The sequence below is a fragment of the Williamwhitmania taraxaci genome, assembly GCF_900096565.1.
GTDB lineage: Bacteria > Bacteroidota > Bacteroidia > Bacteroidales > Williamwhitmaniaceae > Williamwhitmania > Williamwhitmania taraxaci.
In genome coordinates this window covers 30,517-50,753 of record NZ_FMYP01000005.1, presented here as the reverse complement: position 1 = coordinate 50,753, position 20,237 = coordinate 30,517, and the positions used below count along the sequence as shown (strand labels likewise).

The following is a 20,237-nucleotide window of genomic DNA, read 5'->3' as shown; positions in this document are numbered from 1 at the left end:
AGCGCCATTTAGGCGCTTTTTTTTATTTTGATTTCTGGGCTTCAGCCCCTGTCGTAATCTCCAAAATTTCATTCGTAATGGCCGATTGTCGCGCCTTATTATACTGAAGACTAAGCGTCCCAATTAAGTCAGACGCATTCTCTGTTGCCACATGCATTGCTGTAGTGCGAGCACCTTGTTCGGCAGCAACAGATTCAAGTAACGCAGAATACATCTTTATTTTCAATGACTTAGGCACTATTTTTTCAAGTAATAATTCAACCGATGGTTCAAAAATATACCCTAATTCATACTGACTTTCTGATTTAGTTTTGCTAAAGGGAAGAATAACCTCTCGTTTGGGTCGCTGAACACCTGCACTTACAAACTCATTATAAATAATTTCGACCCGTTGGGTATGATCACTAATGAACGATTGTATAAGCCCACTAGTCAAAGCCGACAGCACATCTAAATTGGGCTTGTCAACCAAGCTTTTGTAGGGTCCAGAAGCGTGGAAATTGCGCTTAATAAAATACTCATACCCTCGTTTTCCGAAAACAAGCAAGGAGAAGGTAACTTCTGGATAAGCGTTCCGATACTCGTCCATAGTTGCTTCCGCGAGTTTAAGAATATTACTATTGAACGCACCGCACAAACTTCCGTTAGCAGAATAAATTACAAGGGTGACATTTCGAGGTACCGAAACCTTTGCCAATGCAAGTTCAGAAAAAACCATAGAATCCATAGTAAGGTTACTAACCATGGTATTTAACTTAGAACTGTATGGTCGCATCCTATAAATAGCATCCTGTGCTCGCTTTAACTTTGCAGCAGAAACCATTTTCATGGCACTTGTAATCTTTCTTGTAGAAGTAACCGAAGTGATTCGATTTCTTAACTCCTTAAGAGAGGCCATCTTTATTCGCTTAGATTAAATAAAACGTTTAGCAATTTCGACAGCAATTTCGCCCAACTTTGATGAAATATCATCATTAATCACGCCTTGCTGCAGTTTCTCTAATATTTCAACTGGATACTTGGCATGAAGCACTTCAAAAAAAGCACGCTGAAAGTCTTTCACCTTAGCAACAGGAACCTCGTTCAGCAGTCCGTTCGTTCCGCAATAGAGAATGGCAATTTGCTCGGCTACAGGCATTGGCGAATGCAGTCCCTGCTTTAAGAGTTCCACATTTTTTGCACCTTTATTGAGAACAGACATGGTGTAGGCATCTAAATCGCTACCAAATTTCGAAAATGCCTCGAGTTCTCTATACTGAGCTTGGTCAATCTTAAGAGGACCAGCGATTTTTTTCATCGATTTTAACTGAGCATTACCGCCTACCCTCGACACAGAGACGCCCACGTTGATAGCTGGTCTAATACCCGCATTGAACAAGTTCGACTCCAAAAATATTTGCCCATCCGTTATGGATATCACGTTTGTGGGAATATACGCAGAAACATCACCTGCCTGAGTTTCAATAACAGGAAGTGCGGTAAGTGATCCGCCGCCTTTCACTAAATGTTTAATAGACTCCGGTAAATCGTTCATTTTTCGAGCGATATCATCGGAATTAATAATCTTAGCAGCACGTTCGAGCAAGCGGCTATGTAGGTAAAATATATCGCCAGGATAAGCCTCGCGTCCAGGTGGACGACGTAAGAGTAACGAAACTTCGCGATATGCAACAGCCTGTTTCGATAAATCATCATAAACGATAAGTGCAGGGCGACCAGTGTCTCGGAAGAACTCACCAATTGCGGCCCCTGCAAAAGGAGCATAAAACTGGAGTGCAGCTGGATCAGAGGCTGGAGCAGCAACAATGGTAGTATATGCCAATGCACCGTGTTCTTCCAGAGTCTTAGCAATATTAACTACAGTACTATTCTTTTGTCCGATAGCAACATAGATACAGTAAACGGGCTTCCCCTGCTCAAAAAATTGCCGCTGACTAATAATGGTATCAATAGCAATGGTAGTTTTACCCGTTTGCCTATCACCAATAATTAATTCGCGCTGACCTCTTCCAATGGGAAACATTGCGTCAATTGCCATCAATCCCGTTTGTAGTGGCTCATTTACAGGTTGTCTGAAAATAACACCTGGCGCTTTACGCTCAAGTGGCATTTCAAAAAGTTCTCCAGGAATAGGGCCTTTTCCGTCCAGCGGTTCACCAATGGTGTTAATTACCCGGCCCAGTAATCCTTCTCCAACATTAATGGAAGCAATACGGCCAGTACCCTTTGCGGTATAGCCTTCCTTAATTTTTTCGGAGGAACCCAGAAGTACAACACCAACATTATCCTCCTCAAGGTTGAGCACAATTCCGAGAACGCCATTCTCGAACTCAATTAACTCATTCGAGCGAACATTGGACATTCCATACAAACGGGCAATGCCGTCACCAACCTGCAGAACGCGCCCAACCTCCTCAAAATGGTCCACTCCGCTCATGCCGGAAAGTTCCATTTTTAGGATTTCAGCAATTTCACCTGGCTTAATATCGGCCATAGCTATATGATTAATTATTTAATGACTATTGTAAGATTCTTGAACTTTTGTTTTCAAGCGCCGCAATTTAGTTGCAACACTGGCATCGAGTAAACTATCATTTAGGGCTAACGTAAATCCTCCGATTAGATCCGCTTTTGTTTGAAAAACCAGTTCCAATTCACCAGAAATGGATTTTTCTAGCTCTTTCCTGATGGTTACCTTAAATGTATCACTGACTTCCAAAGCAGAAACAAACTCTACTCGAGTGATACCCATCTTCTCACGGTAAATTCGAAAAAAAGTTATAGCGATGTACTTCAAGTGCATTTCCCTGTGTTTGTCAACCAGAAAATGAAGATATCGAATAGTAACATCCGACAACCGACCAAGAAATAGCTTATCTATTAACTCTTTCTTTCGGGTAGGATAGATTACTGGTGAATCTAAAAGTTCAAGTAATTCAGGAGAGGTCGCAAGCAAATTATTAATCTTATTCATGTCCTCATAAACGACCTGAATAGCATTAGACGACTCTGCAAAATCGTAGAGAGCGTTAGCATATTTTACGTGAAGGCGTCCGTGGTTCATTGCCTAGTTTAACTTTACGTTGTCCAACAACTGCTGAATTAATCGATCTTGTTCCTTGGAGTCGACCAATTCCCTTTTCAAAATCTCCTCTGCTATATCAACCGAAAGAAGTGCTGCTTGCTTTTTCAGATCAGCAAGAGCACGATCTCGCTCCAGCTGTATTTGAACTTTCGCCAATTCCATTTGCCGTTTCGTTTCTTCTTGAGCAATAATTCTGGCATCGGCGAGCATGGTCTCTTTAAGATTACGCGCTTCCATAAGAATCTCTTCCTGTTGAACCCGTGCTTTATTCAAAATCTCGGAACCATCCTTTTGCAAGCGGTAGTAATCATCTTGTGCCTTATGGGCAGTAATTAAAGACTCTCTAATATAATCCTCTCTTTTCTTTAACGAACTTAATATTATAGGCCAAGCATACTTTCCTAGAATAAAAAGCAAAAAGGAGAATGATAAGAGCATCCAAAAAATTAACCCGACTTCTGGGATTAGCAGTTCCATTTATTTGATTTTTTGAATTAAAGAACAAGCGCTAAGAAGGAGATAATGATAGCAAAAAACGCAACACCTTCAATAAGGGCAGCAGCAAGAATCATATTGGAACGAATATCGCTTATCGCTTCTGGTTGACGGGCAATTGCCTCGAGAGCAGATGCACCAATTTTTCCGATTCCAACACCAGCAGCAAGAGCTGCAATACCGGCACCAATGGCACCACCAAGTTTTGCAATACCAGCACCAGCGGCGGCCGCTTCCATAATAATACCTAAAGTAATCATAATGTCAAAGTTTATGTTAAAGTACCTAGTGAGCTTGTTGCGTGTGATGTGCCTCGACCTTTGCCATGCCAAAATAAATAGCAGAAAGCATTGTAAATACATACGCTTGGATAAATGCAACCAGCACCTCCAAAAGAGACATAAATACAGTAAATAGAATTGTTAGTATGGAGAAACCATATCCTGCAGTAACAGAGAGGTTACCAAAAATAAAAATCAAACTAAAAAAAACAGTAGCCACCATATGTCCGGCTAAAATATTGGCAAATAGTCGGATCATGAGAACAAACGGCTTTGTAAAAACACCCGAAAACTCAACAATTGGAACAATCGGAATAGGCAATTTTAACCACCATGGAATTTCTGGATTGTTAAAAACCTCAACCCAATAGTGTTTGTTGGTGCTAAACATTGTTATGACAAATGTAAAAAGCGCCAAAACGATTGTTATAGCAATATTACCAGTAACATTTGCTCCTCCAGGGAAAATTGGAATAAGGCCCAACATATTTACGAACCAAATAAAAAAGAAAATAGTTAGTAAAAATGGCATGTACTGCCGATATCTATTCTCACCAATAGAGGGAAGTGCAATGTCATCGCGAACAAAAAGAATCATCGGTTCAAATAAATTTTGCACACCACTTGGTGCCTTATCTGGATTCCGGACATACGTTCGAGCTACCGACAAAAAGATCCATATCATGAACCCAACTGTCATAAAAACAGAAAGCACTACCTTCGTTATGGATATATCAATAGGTCGAATCGTTAAGACAGAGCCATCCAACTGGGCCACGCTCTCAACAATTTTTCCCTTGTATTTACCGTCACTCGGAATGGAAAAATTGTGATAACTGCTTTTATGCAGTTTGCTAGACATAAAAACATGGAAACCGGTATGCTTTGAATACAGAATTACAGGAAGGGGGATGCTAAGTTCAGTCTCTCCTATTGAGGTGATATGCCAACTATAGGCATCTCCTATATGCTCCATAATAAACTCACCCGGCAAAAATTTCTTCCCGGAATGCACAGAAGTATCTTGAACTGAATCCTGGGCAAATCCAAAGTGGAAAAAGCCCATAAAAACAAGTATACCAATAGTATGTCTTAAATGCTGCACGTTGAAAATTTTTCGAAATTTAGTTCTTTTTTTGATTCGATGTTCTCGATTTGCCCAGCAAGGTTGAAATATCAAAAACAAGAAAGATAAAGTATATGATTAACAAACTAATAAGAAATGCTGCTGCTTTTTCACGAATTACTACTATATAGAAAACAACAACCATTAACAGCAGAAAAAGTTTAGCCGAGGTTACAAACAAATATCGATTAAGGAAGGCTTGAGGCCTTAAGGTATCCGATTGATCCAAAAAAACATGACTAAATATGGAATAGAGGATGAACAGCAGGAGCAAAAACGGAAATGCATTAAAATAATGTTCAGGAACAATATAGTGAAAAATCAAAAACGAGATGAGAGCTAAAAAACCACCAAACAATAACGTTTTGAGCATCTCTTTGGAAAAGAATGATTTCATGTAAACAGTAATTAGTTTGGCACATCAACGAAGTAACTATTGGATGGTAAGCGATATATTATCCACAATAACGAAGTAGTGGAAAATGGTATTCAGACCACAGAAATTCTCGAACCAAAGGATATAAACTCAAACAGGCCCATTCTAACCGAAAATAACGAACCAATACAATTCCGCTAAAATGATATGTTCAAAAAAACCTGATGTACTTGAGTTAACGAAAAATCAATCAGATATCTATCCCATAAAACAAGTATTCTTCCAAGAATAATATGTTGAAATATTTCACCAATCTACAAATTATTGCTTAAAAAGCAAAATAAAAAGGGCCAGAGGCCCCTCATTATTATATCGAAGTACAGTTTATTCGGATATTTTCTTGGAAAAATCTTCGCTGTTTGCAATACTATTAGGTTGATCGGAATCAGTCATATTGCAAAAGCCAGTAAATCGAGCGCCGGGTTCCACAGAAAATCGGCCAGTGGTAATATCACCGTTCACGCGACTAGAAGACTTAAGCGCTATTAGTTCAGTAACGGTTAACTTTCCATCGGCTGTACCAGAGATATCTGCATTTCTACAGTTCATCTCACCCTTAATTCGACCGGTTTCCCCTATCACAATTTTACCACGCGTAGTAATATTACCGAAAAGAACACCATCAATCCGGATATCCCCGTTGGAAGTAATATCACCTGTTATTTCCGTTCCACCTCCAATGAGGTTAATGTTTGCAGAAATTGCCTCTGATTCGTTATACTTGGCCATGTTAATAAGTTTAAAAATCTTTTGTTGCCCACAAATATAAAAAAATTGATCCTCTATCACATGATAATGGTGAATGATTTAAAAAAACACCTATTCACCCTTATCCATGAGACCTAATCTACGTTCATCGCTGGAAAATAGTTTCTTTTAATCTTTACTTTCCGGCACTTGGTCATTGCTAATTTCCGATTCATCTTCATAAAACTCTGAGTTATCGTCTTCGGGATAATCACGGTTCCATACATTAACGGGTAATTGTGGCCCTTTATTTTGCAATACAATTGCCAATACAAAACCAACGGATCCGCCAAAGAGGTGACTTTCGAAAGAAAATTCCTTAAACGTGGGAAGAATTCCCCAAACAAGACCGCCATACTGTACTACAACTATCAATGAAACAGCCAGAAGTTGAATGTTTTGTCGAACAATGCCACTAAAAAACAAAAAAGAGGCTAGTCCATAAACAACGCCAGAAGCACCTATGTGGAAAGATTCTCGTGCAAACAGCCATGTCAGAAAACCACCTGATACCCAACAAATGAGTAACACAACTAACCCCAAATCGCGGTAAAAATAAAAAACGGCTGTCGCCAAAAAGAAAAAAGTTACAATATTTGATACTAAATGAGACCAGTCCGAATGCACCAAAGGAGCCAACAAAACACCAATCAATCCGGATTCCACTCTAGGATAAATACCCCACCGATAGCCTTCAATAAACTGAAATTGCTGTAGGAAGAAAATGATTACTATTGCCAAAACTAAAAGCAATGGAATTACAGCACTAAGTAAAATACGCTTTAATTCAAAATTTTCCATGCTACTCGAGGTTACGGCTTCCATCAATAAAAATGCGAATTGCCTTGTTGTTACTATTCGTTTCCTCAAAAAACGAATGTAGGAAGCGATACGCTTCTATTTGTTGACCTTTATCCATAGAAGGCAGGCTCCGTAACTCTTTAGAAATTGCCTGCTCTTTGGCTTTGAATAATCCCAAAACAGAATCAACTTCCTCGATAGTTCGAGGGAATCCACGATAAAGTCGATCTGTGACCTTCTTAATCCCAAGCATGGGCTGCGGTTGCGCATATGGGGCATTTACCAATCCAGAAAAATCAAAATCGAAAGTGACTGGGATTAATGGGTTTTGGGAATTGCCTAAATACAAATCGATATTGTGTCGATTGGGCACTGACCAATCTGTGTTTCCTATTAAATACTGAAATATTGTTACCAAAGTCATCTGATAGCGGTCCACAACCTCTTGATGCAGATTTTTTGTTTCCACATACGAAACGCCGGTCCGTTTTTCGAACTCATCTCTCGATTCTATAAAAAACCCAAAGCGACTTATCGGCTTTAACCGCCCAGAACTATCAATATAAGTAATTTTAGCCAACCGTACTTTGTAGGAAAACTCGGTCACCAAATTATAAATACGGTAAGCAAGATACTCATTCAAAACATCTTGTTCATAACGCTTACGCTCACGGCAATGCGTCACCAACTTTACCTTATCTTGACCAGCAAAGAGACTTCCAGCAACCGAATTTTTTTTAAAATTTATGAAAAGAGGTGGAGTGCTACAGTTTTCTTTTTGACGTCTAAAATTACCTCTTTGACGTAACTTCATTTCGAAAAACAGAGGGATAGAGTCTTTGTTAAAATAAAATATCCGCCCCCCAAAATACTGCGGTTTTTCTCTTCTTTCACGAAACAAACCTCTTAAATCAGTGATGATAATCAGATTTAAAAGAGAATCGGATTGAAAGAGAAGTGTAGATGACTGGTTACTGGAATTTGGAGGAACAAATGGACGAACAATACGCAAAAAATCTTGAGCTCTGGTAACGCTACCGAAGGAAACAAAAAGGAGAATAATTAAAGATACCAGATATCTTTTCATTAATCTTTACTTATGGAAAACAAAAACACTTTTTTTCCGTCTCGAAGCGCTCGATAAAATTTATCCGCCTCAATATAGAGTCCTTGAATTGAAACCTGTGGTGATACGAATGAAACATCAATAGGAATTACAGAACCGCCATAGGATGGCTCAATTTGATTAACTTCAGTATGCCCAATAATTTGCACACGGACATCTAGTGAGCGGTTAATTGAAGCAACTTCAACGCTATCTAGTTTATTTGCATAAGAAGAACTCTGCACATAACCGCGATACCAGAACGGCCCATATTCGCCGAATAATAATGATATCCGTTCAATATCGGTTGGATCTAACTGTTTTCTATTTACAAAACGGTTCACTAAAGAATTAATATCGCCTATCGTAAATTTATTCTTAATTAACTGAGGCGAAATTCCTGCGTGAGAGAAAAGGATATTCCCAATTCGAACAACAGTCTGCTGTTGGCGGATCCATAGGCCAAGCAGAGACTCTTTGCCAAACAAATCCATGTAAGTGGTTTTATTCTTTGTAGTAAGGAGTAAATCGTTGTTGTGTAAATACCGGGTATCGCCTTCGAGTTCCATTATTTCATGATTGCCTAGCGTCCAGAAAAGGGTTCCTCCGTTTTCGGTGGATTGAATTTGCAACTTATAAATAAGCCAAAGGCATTCAGTAACTTGATTCCCTCTGTCAAAAATATCGCCAACAAAAACTAAAACCCCATCATCAAAGGTCCAATTGGTATTATGGTCTATCACTCCATTGTTTGTTAAAAGCACCAAAAGAGAATCATAAGCTCCATGTACATCGCCAACTGCAAAAATCTTAGAATAGTTGCTTTTGTGATGTTTTGCGGCACGAGGTTGCTTAAAAGAGACTGTGATCTCACCGATTGATTCGTTGACCATAAGTTTTGCACTCCCCTTCTGGTATTTAAAGGACTCCGAAGTCCTAGTAAATTTCTGGCTACTGCTATCAAAATTTAAGTAATCTTTGGTAAACGTATTCCACATGGAAGTGAAAACATGTGGACCATCCCTAAAACTTGGTTTGAATGGAATATACTTATTTTCAATTGTAAGTCGTATTTGTTCTGAAATAGCCACCTCTGCAAACTTCTCTGCATAATCCAATGCCGATATATTTGTGATATTCTTAACCTCCGCATTTGCACCATTATCCAGTAATAACTTGACAAAAGGCAGACGGCCATAACGCGCTGCATAAATTAAGGCCGTATTTCGCCTGGAGTTGAAACTATTAACATTAGCGCCAATGGATATTAAATAAGCACCTATCTCCGTTCTTCCTTTAATAGAACAATTCATTAATGCATTTACATCGCTAAATAACTTTTCGATAGAAGCACCCTTCTTTATTAGTAGTTTAACTGCTTCAAGATTATTTTCCTGAATTGCGTAGAAAAGAAGTGGATCTTGAGACTGTCCAAGCGGATCGTCCACATCGACACGCGATACGAGGCTATCCAAAGTCTTCAGACTGTTTGTGTGAACCAATGCAATAAGGAGGCTATCTCTTGACTGGCCGAGAAGATTGCCCGAAAAGAGAAATAGTAAAACAAACAGTAACTTGCTAATGTTTCGCATCAAAGTAGTTAATAGTTTCAATTAGATTAACAACAAAAAGCCCGTAAAAAGTTGACACCCAAACCCTGTCACGTTTGTCGATATAAACCGTTACAATTCTATCATTTAATAAGCCTTCACGGGCACCCATCTTATTCCATTTTCCGTTGCGGAAGTAGGATAAGCCATTTTTGCTTTTCTCCTTTAGTCCACCACCACACCAAACACCACCAAGCCTATCACCATATAAACAATCGACCGAATACTTTGCAATTTCTGGATATTGGTAACGACTAAACTTGCCGTTATTCAGCATGGTAGTACCACCATTTCGGCTATCATAATACCCGCCAAACCACATGCGACCAAAATAATCTTCGGTAATAGTTCCAACCGTATTCTCGGCAAGCCCATCCTCCATGGTATAGGTTCGCCAACGAACACCATCGAAAACGCTTACGCCATCGTTGTTAAATTTCCCGCCAGCCCACACGTAACCGCGCGTATCCTCAAATATAACGGATACACTACTAACCACAGCAGCATCTTCGAAAGAGATAAAATCACCCTTATCAAATAGACAAACCCCAGATTCAGTTCCAATCCAAATCCTGCCTACCCTGTCGGCAAGAATATCATTTACCTTGGCATCGGGGAGTCCGTCCGCGGTAGAAAATTGTCCCCAAGCAGAATCTTTTTGGTAAAAGATGCCGCCATATGTAGCAATCCATATTTGACCAGAAAAAGGTTCGGTTATTTTTTTTACAATGGGATTCTCTTTTGAACTGTTTAGATAGGTGACACTCCAGGCGTTCTTAGCATATTTTGCAATTACAGCAGTATTTGGTTTTGTTGCAGAAAAGCCACCAACCCAAACGGTACCATCTGATGCAATAAATATTTGCTCATAGGAAGCATTAGGCAAGCCGTCGGCCTCAGAGAAAACTCTCGACTTTATGTTATCAGAAAAAGTCACCGTTCCTGAACCGTACCCATCGCCCAAAGCCAACCAGACACAAGAATCCTTGCTTTCGGCAAAACCAAAAGCCACGAACCCATTTGTTGGATACTGTGTAAATTTTGGTTGAGACGAAGACTCATTGCAAAAACAAATGAATGAGGCAAATAGAACCATTATTCGCATAGTCTTATATCCGTAATCCTATAACCATAATATCGTCAATCTGTTCATTGAGCCCCTTCCATTCCATAAAAACATCTTCCAATTGGGCCGCTTGATTATCCATCGGTAAGTTTGAAATATCCTGAAGGGCATTTATGAAATTACCTCTCATAAATTTTTTCCTATTTAGGCCGCCAAATTGGTCAATAAAACCATCTGAAAACAGGTAAATAGTATCCCCCGGGAAAAGTTGTATTTCGTGGTTAGTGAAGGTTCGGTTCAACTTTCGCATAGAGATTCCAATTGAGCTGGAATCGGGCTTAATTTCAAAGAATTTACCTTGTCGAACATAAACAATTGGTGCAAGTGCTCCGCTATACTCTAGTATTCCAGTTCGTGGATCGTAACTGCAAAAGGCGATATCCATGCCGTCCTTTAAGACAATATCGTCCTCTTCCTTTCGGAGGGAAATCCTAATTTGATCGTTTAGGTATTCCAAGATCTCTTTCGGTTTTGAAAGGCCCTTTTCATTGAAAGCCCTGTTGATAAGATCATACCCGATTATACTCATGAAAGCGCCAGGAACGCCATGCCCAGTGCAGTCGGCAGCAGCAAAAAACAGCTTACTATCACGCTTGCCAAACCAATAAAAATCACCAGAAACAATATCCTTTGGCCTATAGTAAATAAAGGAATCTGGGAAAAAAGATTTGACAACTTTTGCCGGAGGAAGTATTGCCTTCTGAATATGCTCAGCATACTTAATGCTATCAGTAATCTTATTAATATAGTCTTCAATAATTCTATATGCATCTTCCAAATACTTATTTTTTTGGGCAATGCTATTTCGTTGCTTTTCAATTTCGTCATTTTGGGCCTGCATCTCGACCTGCTGCTGTCCTAATTCCGAATTTTTTCCCTCAATCTCCCGAGTTTGCTCGAGCAGTTCAAGTGCTGTCCTTCGCTTAATTCTCAAAACATTATAACCGATTGCTAGAAGAAAAATGGCCATACCGATTAAAACCGTTAGTCCTACAGTGAACATTCGCTGCTTTCGAAGTTCTTTTTGCTGAATTTCCTCGTTTTTTCTCAGCAGCTGGTTTTCTCTTTCTGCTTTCTCGGTCTTGTAGAGCGTATTTAAAAGAGCTATGCTCCTTTGTGCCTTCTCGTTTAAAACCGAATCCTTATATGCCATTGACTTTTGATAATAGCGCAAAGCATCTGACGGATTGTTAGATTTTTCGAAATAAGCCGACAGATAGAAGTAACAAAGCTGAATCTGCCACTTGGCACCAATTTCTTTCGAAATAGTAAGGCCCATTTGCAATGCCTGTGCTCCACCATCAAGCAATCCAAGGTATATTTTAGTCTTACCTATATTTATGTAACTCTCGGCAATGAACTTTTTATCGCCAAGAATTTTATCAATAGCCAACGCCTTTTGGTAGAAAGCCAATGCTGTTGGAAAATCATTTGAAAGAAAGTATGTATTCCCAATTCCGTTATAGCAAATGGCCATACCCTTAACATTATTCAGGTCTTGGTTAATTCTTAGGGAAGCAAGGTAATAGATCCTTGCATTTTTTTGGTTTCCGAGAAACTCATAAACTTCGCCAAGATTATTAAGATTTATAGCCTCCCCTAGAACGTTTTTATTTTGTCGGGAAAGAGCAAGTGCTCGCTTAAAGAATTCAAAAGCCTCTTCATAGTTCTTGTTAATGCTATACACATTGCCTAGGCTATTTAACGCTACAGAAATCCCATACAAATCGCCAATTTCCTCGGCATAGCCAAGGGCTTTATGGTGGTAAAACGCAGCTAAGGAATATTCATCCATTCTACGATAAAGAACCCCAATGTTGTTATACACCTTAACCAGCAGTGCTTTGTCTAATAATTTATCAGCAAGTTCTAGTGAGCGGTTGTGAAAATCAAGAGCCTTGTCGTATTGCGAAATATCACGATAGTAAATACCGAGTAAGTCATAACTACGGCAAAGGAGTTTGTCATTTCCGATTTCTCTAGCAACCGAGACGGCCTCATTTAGATACCCTAAAACGTCCCCAGTGCGTTTTGGATCTTTAAGCATCCGTTCAGAAAGTTGGAGAATCGACTTGATTCGTCCAGAGTCGTTGAGTGAACTTTGTGATACTACTAGGACAAGTGAATCGAGTGATTTATCTTGCGAAGAAGAAAAAACCACATTCGTCCAGAGACAAAAAGCACACAAAATAAAACACAGGAGTATATTTGTCGTTCTTTTCATTGTAACAGTATAGCTCAACTATGCAAGATAAGAACTTTTCACAGATTTCATTTCGCTGAGATTTTATTCATAACCGCCATGTCAAAAATAAGAAAAATTGCCATCCGCATCATAAAGTGGACATTTGCATTGCTTCTAGGTTTAATTCTTCTTCTGATTTTACTAGGAGCCATTTTCCAAGAGCGTGTGGTTAACTGGATTATAGCAGATTTACAGACCCAACTTGCATTGCCTGTCAGGATCGAAAAAATCAAATTTTCCTTTATAGAGAACTTCCCTAATGCCTCCGCCGTTCTTGAAAACAGTACCGTTCTGTATCCCGGTTTTCAAAATACAGATACCTTGCTTTCGGTAAAACGTTTTTATATTAACCTTAATCTTATAGATCTCATCAGAGGAAAAATATCTGTTAGAGGTATAGACATAAACAATGCAACTATTACACTAATCGCGCAAGCTGACGGGAAGTTACCCAATATCCATCTATTTAAAAAAACCGCAGACAGCGTGTCCTCTGCATTTAAGATCAGGTTGATCGAAATAAAGAATGTTGAAATATTGTATACCAACAAGGCGGCGAACGACTTCCAACAATTAAGCATAAAGGATGCTAGTTTTGCAGGAACAGTAACCGATCAGGGATTAATGGGAGGTTTAAAAATAAACGTCCGCAAGCTGAAAACAAACAATTTCAGAAACTTTGATGCCTTAAGTGAGCAAGCAGCAATAGAAGTAAAGGGTTACTACATTTACGGAAACAGTCTTTCCTTAGAAAATATAAAGTATAAATCTGAATACATATCAATCAGTGGAATGTATTCTGTTAAGTTAAGTGAAAGATTAAATGGAAAATGCCATTTTTCGGTATTATTACCAAACGAAAAGTTTCTCAACAAATTTCTATTTCAGAATAAGGAAATCGAAATTAAGTCACACAGCAAAGCAACGATAGATCTTACCGGCAGCATTATTGGCCCACAAGCTTGGGATATAGATTTTGAGGCGATAGCCAAGATAGATGACGCAAAAGTAATTGTTCTCAGGGATGTACCCATTGAAATCATCGATTCAAAAATAAAAATAAAAGCAAGTCTACAAAATAAAATCCTGCTGCCTAAAGAAATTATTGTAGAGCCAACGACATTTTTACATGAAGACAAAACAATCACACTTTCATTATCCTATTTGCCAAAGAATCATCTTCTTTCGGCCAAAATAAGTGGCAATATTTCACCTACAGTATTCTCAAAAGTATTAAAGATCAGTTCACCGACCATCACTGGGGACAACATAAATATTGATGCTACCTTTTTCTCCACCGAATTTAGCATCACAAATTTTAATCCAGACAATCTAAAGGTCCTCGGAACGGTTGAAATAAGCAAACTTAACATAGAGTCGCCAGATCTTAACTTCAGCAACATTTCTGGATCGCTTGGCATTTCTGACTCATTGGTATTTAAGCACCTCTCCCTTGATGGAAGCTTAGGTAAATTAGATCTTTCTGGCACTATTCCACATTGGCGGCAATCCTTCTTTGCAGCAAATAATCGACTTCCTCTGGAAATTAAGGGAAATCTTTCTAGCCCTGATCTTAACTTAAATCTGCCACAATGGGGCCTTTCGGAAGAATCGTCTACCACGAAAGTCAAGGTTGATTCTGCCGAAACGCCACTAATTATTTCTAAAATCGAGATCAATTTTGTAGCAAAGAAAATTGCTCTCCGTCAACTGCGCGGTAGCGACGCACACGGAACATTAATATATCTTCCTACTAAATCCTTTTCGTTAAATAATGTATCACTGATTACGCTAGGAGGAAAAACACTCTTTAACCTCGAAAACCAATTAATAAATAATGAAAACACCGTTTCTTTCAACGGAAAAGTCTACGGAATTTATGTCGACAGCTTATTTCATACGTTCAATAATTTCGACCAAACATTTATAAGCAGTCAGCACCTTTCGGGGAGAATCGATGGCGATATAAACCTAAAAGGAGTATTGGAAAACGGAAAACTACTAAACAATAAATTATTTTGCCTTTCAACCATTGAAATTACTGACGGCTGTTTAAAAAATTACGAACCGCTAAAAAAACTATCCGGTTTTATAAATCTTAAGGAGTTGGAGACGATTCGATTTAGAAAACTGAAGAACACGATCCACATTGAAAATAACGAAATTGTAATACCCGAGATGTTAATTGAAAACAATGCATTGAACATCAATGTTTCAGGTGTTCACAAGCTAAGTGGTTCTTTCGATTATAGAATGAGAATTAAGCTCATGGATTTGCTGTGGTCTCGAAAAAAGAAGGCGAACCAATTCAGAAGCGACTTAGGAATAGTAGAGCAAGAAGAACCAAACGGTGGATCGCTCTTTATCAAGTTGACAGGAACTCCAGAAAACTATAGCTTCTCATACGATAAGGCAAGGGCTATAGAGACCATGGGGAAGCGGTTGAAGCAGGAAGGAACGGCACTGCGCAACATTTTTAAGCAAAGGAATGCCATTTCAAATCAAAAGGTAGAGTCTAAGAAAAATAGCGGCTTTGTAATTTCAGATCCATTAGAAAACAAAGAAAAAATAGTGCCTGTTGACACAACGAAGCAAAAACCATTGAAGAAGAATTCCGGTTTCAAGATTGATTGGGAATAAATCCAGCCCATCACAATTTTTGCGGAAAAATTTCGTTATTGACAACTCTCCAAAAGTACTCGACTATGATAAAATTCTACACTCGAAAATTCCACATTAAGCTCATTATCCTTTTCTTACTATCGTTAATTGCGTTGGCATCGCTTTGGGTTACCCACGATTTGGTAAAAAACCTCGCAAAGGAAGAAAAAAAGAAAATTGAGTTGTGGGCATCGGCAAATGAAGAGTTGTCGAAACAACAGGAGGACGAGAACCGCGACTACTCCTTTGTCTTTAAAGTACTGGAAGAGAACAACACGGTGCCAACGATCCTCACCGATGGAAATAATGAGATAATTGGTTCAAGAAATATAGATTCTCTTAAGATTTCGACCAAGGAGCGTGCGGCAAAAATGATAAAAATGATGTCTGCGAAGCACAAACCATTCGTCATTACAATCTCAGAAAAGGAAAAGAATCTACTCTACTATGATGATTCCACGATCCTTAAAAAGCTTTACTACTTCCCCATCGTTCAACTAATTGTATTAATACTATTTATTTTTGCAGCCTACCTGGCCTTCTCATCCATCCGAAACTCTGAACAAAATCTTGTTTGGGTTGGGATGGCAAAGGAAACGGCACACCAACTTGGAACACCCACCTCATCGCTGTTGGCATGGTTAGAGGTTTTAAAAGACAATGAGCTACCGGATACATTATTAGTCGAACTAGATAGAGACATTCATCGTCTTGAAAAAATCACTGATCGTTTTTCCAAAATTGGATCATCGCCATCCCTCCGATCCTTGAACCTGATTGACCAGATTGAAAACTCAATAGGATACCTTCAGAAGCGTATTTCAGGAAGCATTGTTTTTGTAAAGAAATATAATCCCAACGAAGAGGTTTATGTGAAAATAAATGAGTCTCTCTTCGAATGGGTGCTTGAAAACTTGGTTAAAAACGCAATTGATGCAATGCAGGGAAAAGGAACAATAACATTTACGGTTAGGGACGATATCCAGGTGGCCTACATCGATATAAACGACCAGGGAAAAGGTGTTCCAAAAAACATAGCAAAAACCATTTTCAAACCAGGATTCACCACAAAAGAGAGAGGATGGGGACTTGGTTTATCGCTTTCGAAACGAATTATTGAAGATTATCACAAAGGGAAAATATTTGTGCTTCAATCCGATTCGGTAAGGGGCACTACATTTCGTATTGTCCTGAAAAAGTAACAACGATACAACAAAAAAAAGAGGCCCATCGCTACAAACAATGGGCCTCTTTCCTTTCCTTTAAAAACGCGATAACTATCTGCCTAGCATCTTTTTGTATTGTGAAATATCATTAATTATTTGCTTCGAGCGATACAGCTGGGTATCAAATTTCATTGCCGCCTGAAATGATCCTCGCTGAAAGTAGTAGCGCCCGACTATCTCCTCTGTGAGAAAATAGTTGAAATCGTCTTTATTCTCAATTATCTGTTTTGCGATTCCACGTGAAACCTGGCTCCTTATCGCCTCAATATTTAAGGAAAGATTCTTCCCTTCAGATTTTTTTGAAACCAGCGAATCCAAACGATCGATAAGCCGTTCCTCTTCCGATTTGAAAACAAAACCATTTTCATTCAAATAGGTTATAAACCCATTGAGGACAGTCTCGTCTACTACGAAAGTGTCAGGATTGGCTATTGATTTGTGGGATCGGTGATAGACATTAGCAAATTCAAAGAATCTATTCTCAGCGTATGCTTTCATGCAGATATTGCTCAGTGTATCCGCTTTTAACGTAATATCGGGCAGAATACCGCCGCCGTCATAAACAACTCTCCCCGCTTTTGTCTTAAATGCTTTTATGAGCGAATCGGGGATATGTCCAACGCTACCATCTTCATTCCTGTGAGAATAATCAATGGCTTGAATACAGCGACCGGAAGGAATATAGTATTTAGCTGTGGTTACCTTTAGTTGTCCACCATAGCTCAACTTCCTAGTGGTTTGAACTAACCCTTTGCCAAAAGTGCGAGAACCGACAATGACTGCTCGATCGAGATCCTGTAGCGATCCGGCAACGATCTCGCTAGCCGAAGCACTTCCACTATTTACTAAAACGACCAATGGAATAATGGTGTCTAGTGGTTGTTCGTTGGTAAAATAGCGCGAGTCAAATTGCTTTGTTTTTCCTTGCGTATAAACGACTAGTTGATTCTTTGGAACAAAGAAATTTACAATTTTCACCGCCTCGTCCATTAAACCACCTGGATTTCCGCGCAAATCCAGAATGATTTTCTTTGCACCTTGACCCTTTAAATCAAGAATAGATTTTCGTAGATCGTCGGCACAACCCAAGGTGAAACTGCTAAGGCGTACATAGCCAATCTCCTTTTCGATAACCCCGCTATAGGGAACGCTCGGAATAGCAATTCGTTGCCTAATCAAAGTTTTGGAATAAAGAGAATCGGTAAAGCTATCCTTTAGCTCCAATGTTACCTTACTTCCAGGTTCCCCTTTCAGACGCATGCTAATTTGCTCATTGGTAAAGTTATTTACCGAAACGCCATCAATTTTCGTAATATAATCGCCTACACTGATACCCCCAATTTGAGATGGAGTTCCTTCGTACACATCCATGATACGAGCCATGACTCCCCGCTTTTGTATCATCGCGCCTATGCCACCATATTTTCCAGTAGTTAGAAATTCAAAATCCCCCTTGTCTTCCTCCGAATAGTATTCCGTATATGGATCTAGAGACATCAACATGGCCTCGATACCGGTATTAACTAACTTTTCTGGATCAATATTATCGACATAAAAAATATCCAACTCCCGAAAGAGAGTAAAAAAAACATCTAAGCTTTTGCTTACTTTAAAATCATCGGAAGTAAACGCCAAAACTGTGAATAATCCAAATCCAACGGTAAACAGAACCGAAAAAACGATTAATGCCTTTTTTATTCTTTTCATAAGGATATTTAGAATTAACTTGGTTTAACTCAAATAAAGTATTCCGCTAAGCGGGCTATCGGATCGTTAATAACACTTTTGAGTAACAATTAGATTAAACCCATAAAAATTGCCATCCCAACAATATACGGTCAACAAAAGATTTCGGCTAAAGCATTGGATTTCCATTATAAAAAAATTTGCTACGGCACAGGATCATGTCCGTGGCCACCCCATGGATTGCATGATGCTATTCGTTTAATGGATAGCCAAAAACCACGTATTGGACCATGACGTTTTATTGCCTCAATAGAGTATGCCGAGCAAGTTGGAGTATAGCGGCAAGCTGCTGGAAAAAAAGGCGAAATAAAAAACTGATAAAACTTAATAGGAAGTATCAGTAGGCTTATTAACAGTTTTCTCATTTTCTAGCAAACTAACCATTTCCGCCAATAACGCACTTATAGACTTGGAAATTATCTGAAAGCTTAAGATTTCATTACTCGCGTATACAAACATAAATATAACTTTCGAGTCAACCGCTTTCAGTCGGTCATAAAATTCGCCCTTTTGAAGCCGATATGCCTCTCGCATCCGTCGTTTAAGTAAGTTACGCTTAACGGCGCGCTTAAATCGTTTTTTGGGCACAGAAAACGCCCCTTGTGCTTGGCTTTGAATGAAACCTGAATCTACTCTTCGATAAACGACACGAATGGGATAGCGAAAATGAGCGTGCCCGTTGTTGAATAGGCTGCTTATTAACTTTTCGCTACATAAACGATCGCTTTTTGTGAGAGACAGTTTTACCATTGAAAAAAAAAGGGGGATGTAAGTCCCCCAGTGCTTATTTAATTCCGTTTTCTTTATTATACTTCTTAATATAAACTTCGAGTGCTGTGGCCATTGAAGGAAATTCAGGCGTCGGTGCCTGAAGATCGAGCCGAAGACCGGCATCCTTTACCGCTTTAGCAACTGTTGGTCCAAAAGTTCCTATTCGCAACTCTCCTTGAGAAAAGTCTGGAAAGTTTGTTAAAAGTGATTTTATCCCACTAGGGCTATAAAAAACCACAATATCATATACTGATAAGTCTATATCGGAAACATCGCTGCTAACAGTCCGATAAAAGATACCCTTGGTGTATTTGATTTTTTCCTTGTCCAAGGCCTTTGGAATGTCAAGCTTATGGATATCGCTCAACATTAAAAGGAACTTATCCTCCTTGTGTTTAACAATATCGCTCATCAAGTCTTTAAAGGTAGAATCTCCGTAGAAAATCTTCCGCTTCCTATAAACAATGTATTTTTGAAGGTAGAGGGCAATTGCCTCAGAAATGCAAAAATACTTCATCGTTTCAGGAACGGTAAACCTCATCTCCTCACATACCCGGAAATAATGATCGATTGCAGTTCTACTGGTGAAAATGATTCCGGTATGAGCCGCAATATCAATCTTTTGCTGTCTTACTTCCTTTGCCGAAACGCCTTCTACATGAATAAATGGTCGAAAATCGATCTTTAAACTGTATCGTGTAGCAAGCTCAGAAAAAGGAGACTTATCGCTTTGAGGTTCAGGCTGAGAGATTAAAACTCTTTTAATTTTCAAGGCC

The 20,237-nt window shown here is 39.0% G+C and carries 19 protein-coding genes; 2 read left to right on the top strand and 17 right to left on the bottom strand.

The features are described 5' to 3' along the window. Window positions 1-22: 22 nt before the first annotated feature. The 13 genes from atpG to BLS65_RS02270 form a co-directional block, all read right to left on the bottom strand. Window positions 23-898 carry an ATP synthase F1 subunit gamma gene (gene atpG / locus BLS65_RS02330; protein ID WP_092435244.1) on the bottom strand — a complete coding sequence of 292 codons (876 nt, stop codon included), beginning with the start codon at window positions 896-898 and terminating at the stop codon, window positions 23-25. A 15-nt stretch (window positions 899-913) separates the two neighbouring features. Next, on the bottom strand, window positions 914-2,494 hold the full coding sequence (gene atpA / locus BLS65_RS02325) for a F0F1 ATP synthase subunit alpha (protein ID WP_092435241.1): 1,581 nt from the start codon (window positions 2,492-2,494) through the stop codon (window positions 914-916). Window positions 2,495-2,512: 18 nt separating this feature from the next. Then, window positions 2,513-3,064, bottom strand: coding sequence for an ATP synthase F1 subunit delta (atpH, locus tag BLS65_RS02320; RefSeq protein WP_092435237.1), 552 nt, complete (start codon window positions 3,062-3,064; stop codon window positions 2,513-2,515). 3 nt (window positions 3,065-3,067) lie between these two features. Then, window positions 3,068-3,562 carry a F0F1 ATP synthase subunit B gene (gene atpF / locus BLS65_RS02315; RefSeq protein ID WP_092435234.1) on the bottom strand — a complete coding sequence of 165 codons (495 nt, stop codon included), beginning with the start codon at window positions 3,560-3,562 and terminating at the stop codon, window positions 3,068-3,070. A gap of 17 nt (window positions 3,563-3,579) precedes the next feature. Then, window positions 3,580-3,840 carry an ATP synthase F0 subunit C gene (atpE, locus tag BLS65_RS02310; protein ID WP_394331447.1) on the bottom strand — a complete coding sequence of 87 codons (261 nt, stop codon included), beginning with the start codon at window positions 3,838-3,840 and terminating at the stop codon, window positions 3,580-3,582. Between the two features lie 25 nt (window positions 3,841-3,865). Further along, a complete protein-coding gene (atpB, locus tag BLS65_RS02305; RefSeq protein WP_125869740.1) occupies window positions 3,866-4,966 on the bottom strand; it encodes a F0F1 ATP synthase subunit A in 1,101 nt (366 codons plus the stop codon). Between the two features lie 19 nt (window positions 4,967-4,985). Next, window positions 4,986-5,384 (bottom strand): hypothetical protein, encoded by a 399-nt coding sequence (locus BLS65_RS02300; protein ID WP_092435226.1) that lies wholly within the window; start codon window positions 5,382-5,384, stop codon window positions 4,986-4,988. 363 nt (window positions 5,385-5,747) lie between these two features. Continuing rightward, the gene (locus tag BLS65_RS02295) at window positions 5,748-6,152 is read right to left on the bottom strand and encodes a bactofilin family protein (protein ID WP_092435357.1); all 405 of its coding nucleotides are present in this window, start codon (window positions 6,150-6,152) and stop codon (window positions 5,748-5,750) included. 147 nt (window positions 6,153-6,299) lie between these two features. Then, on the bottom strand, window positions 6,300-6,836 hold the full coding sequence (locus BLS65_RS02290) for a rhomboid family intramembrane serine protease (RefSeq protein WP_394331448.1): 537 nt from the start codon (window positions 6,834-6,836) through the stop codon (window positions 6,300-6,302). A gap of 136 nt (window positions 6,837-6,972) precedes the next feature. Then, window positions 6,973-8,058 carry a hypothetical protein gene (locus BLS65_RS02285; protein ID WP_092435219.1) on the bottom strand — a complete coding sequence of 362 codons (1,086 nt, stop codon included), beginning with the start codon at window positions 8,056-8,058 and terminating at the stop codon, window positions 6,973-6,975. After that, window positions 8,058-9,668: an ankyrin repeat domain-containing protein gene (locus BLS65_RS02280; RefSeq protein WP_092435216.1), complete on the bottom strand. Its 1,611-nt coding sequence runs from the start codon at window positions 9,666-9,668 to the stop codon at window positions 8,058-8,060. The genes BLS65_RS02285 and BLS65_RS02280 overlap by 1 nt, the downstream gene beginning before the upstream one ends. After that, entirely contained in the window at window positions 9,655-10,698 is a 1,044-nt protein-coding gene (locus BLS65_RS02275; protein ID WP_170829975.1) for a ligand-binding sensor domain-containing protein, read from the bottom strand. The genes BLS65_RS02280 and BLS65_RS02275 overlap by 14 nt, the downstream gene beginning before the upstream one ends. 97 nt (window positions 10,699-10,795) lie before the next feature. Beyond that, window positions 10,796-12,859 carry a tetratricopeptide repeat protein gene (locus BLS65_RS02270; RefSeq protein WP_170829974.1) on the bottom strand — a complete coding sequence of 688 codons (2,064 nt, stop codon included), beginning with the start codon at window positions 12,857-12,859 and terminating at the stop codon, window positions 10,796-10,798. Window positions 12,860-13,114: 255 nt separating this feature from the next. On the opposite strand from BLS65_RS02270, the gene BLS65_RS02265 reads away from it, so the two are divergent. Together BLS65_RS02265 and BLS65_RS02260 are read left to right on the top strand one after the other, a co-directional pair. Next, a complete protein-coding gene (locus BLS65_RS02265; RefSeq protein ID WP_092435207.1) occupies window positions 13,115-15,697 on the top strand; it encodes an AsmA-like C-terminal region-containing protein in 2,583 nt (860 codons plus the stop codon). 65 nt (window positions 15,698-15,762) lie between these two features. Beyond that, entirely contained in the window at window positions 15,763-16,920 is a 1,158-nt protein-coding gene (locus BLS65_RS02260; protein WP_092435204.1) for an ATP-binding protein, read from the top strand. A gap of 75 nt (window positions 16,921-16,995) precedes the next feature. Here the strand turns inward: BLS65_RS02260 and BLS65_RS02255 are convergent, their stop codons facing one another. The 4 genes from BLS65_RS02255 to BLS65_RS02240 all read right to left on the bottom strand — a co-directional run bounded on the left by BLS65_RS02255 (window position 16,996) and on the right by BLS65_RS02240 (window position 20,233). After that, complete coding sequence (locus BLS65_RS02255) at window positions 16,996-18,651, bottom strand: S41 family peptidase (RefSeq protein WP_092435200.1); 1,656 nt, start codon at window positions 18,649-18,651, stop codon at window positions 16,996-16,998. A 182-nt stretch (window positions 18,652-18,833) separates the two neighbouring features. Continuing rightward, window positions 18,834-19,055 (bottom strand): membrane protein insertion efficiency factor YidD, encoded by a 222-nt coding sequence (gene yidD, locus BLS65_RS02250; RefSeq protein ID WP_092435197.1) that lies wholly within the window; start codon window positions 19,053-19,055, stop codon window positions 18,834-18,836. Next, window positions 19,015-19,440 (bottom strand): ribonuclease P protein component, encoded by a 426-nt coding sequence (locus BLS65_RS18990; RefSeq protein WP_170829973.1) that lies wholly within the window; start codon window positions 19,438-19,440, stop codon window positions 19,015-19,017. The genes yidD and BLS65_RS18990 overlap by 41 nt, the downstream gene beginning before the upstream one ends. A gap of 34 nt (window positions 19,441-19,474) precedes the next feature. Beyond that, entirely contained in the window at window positions 19,475-20,233 is a 759-nt protein-coding gene (locus BLS65_RS02240) for a uroporphyrinogen-III synthase (RefSeq protein WP_092435192.1), read from the bottom strand. Between the last annotated feature and the right edge of the window lie 4 nt (window positions 20,234-20,237).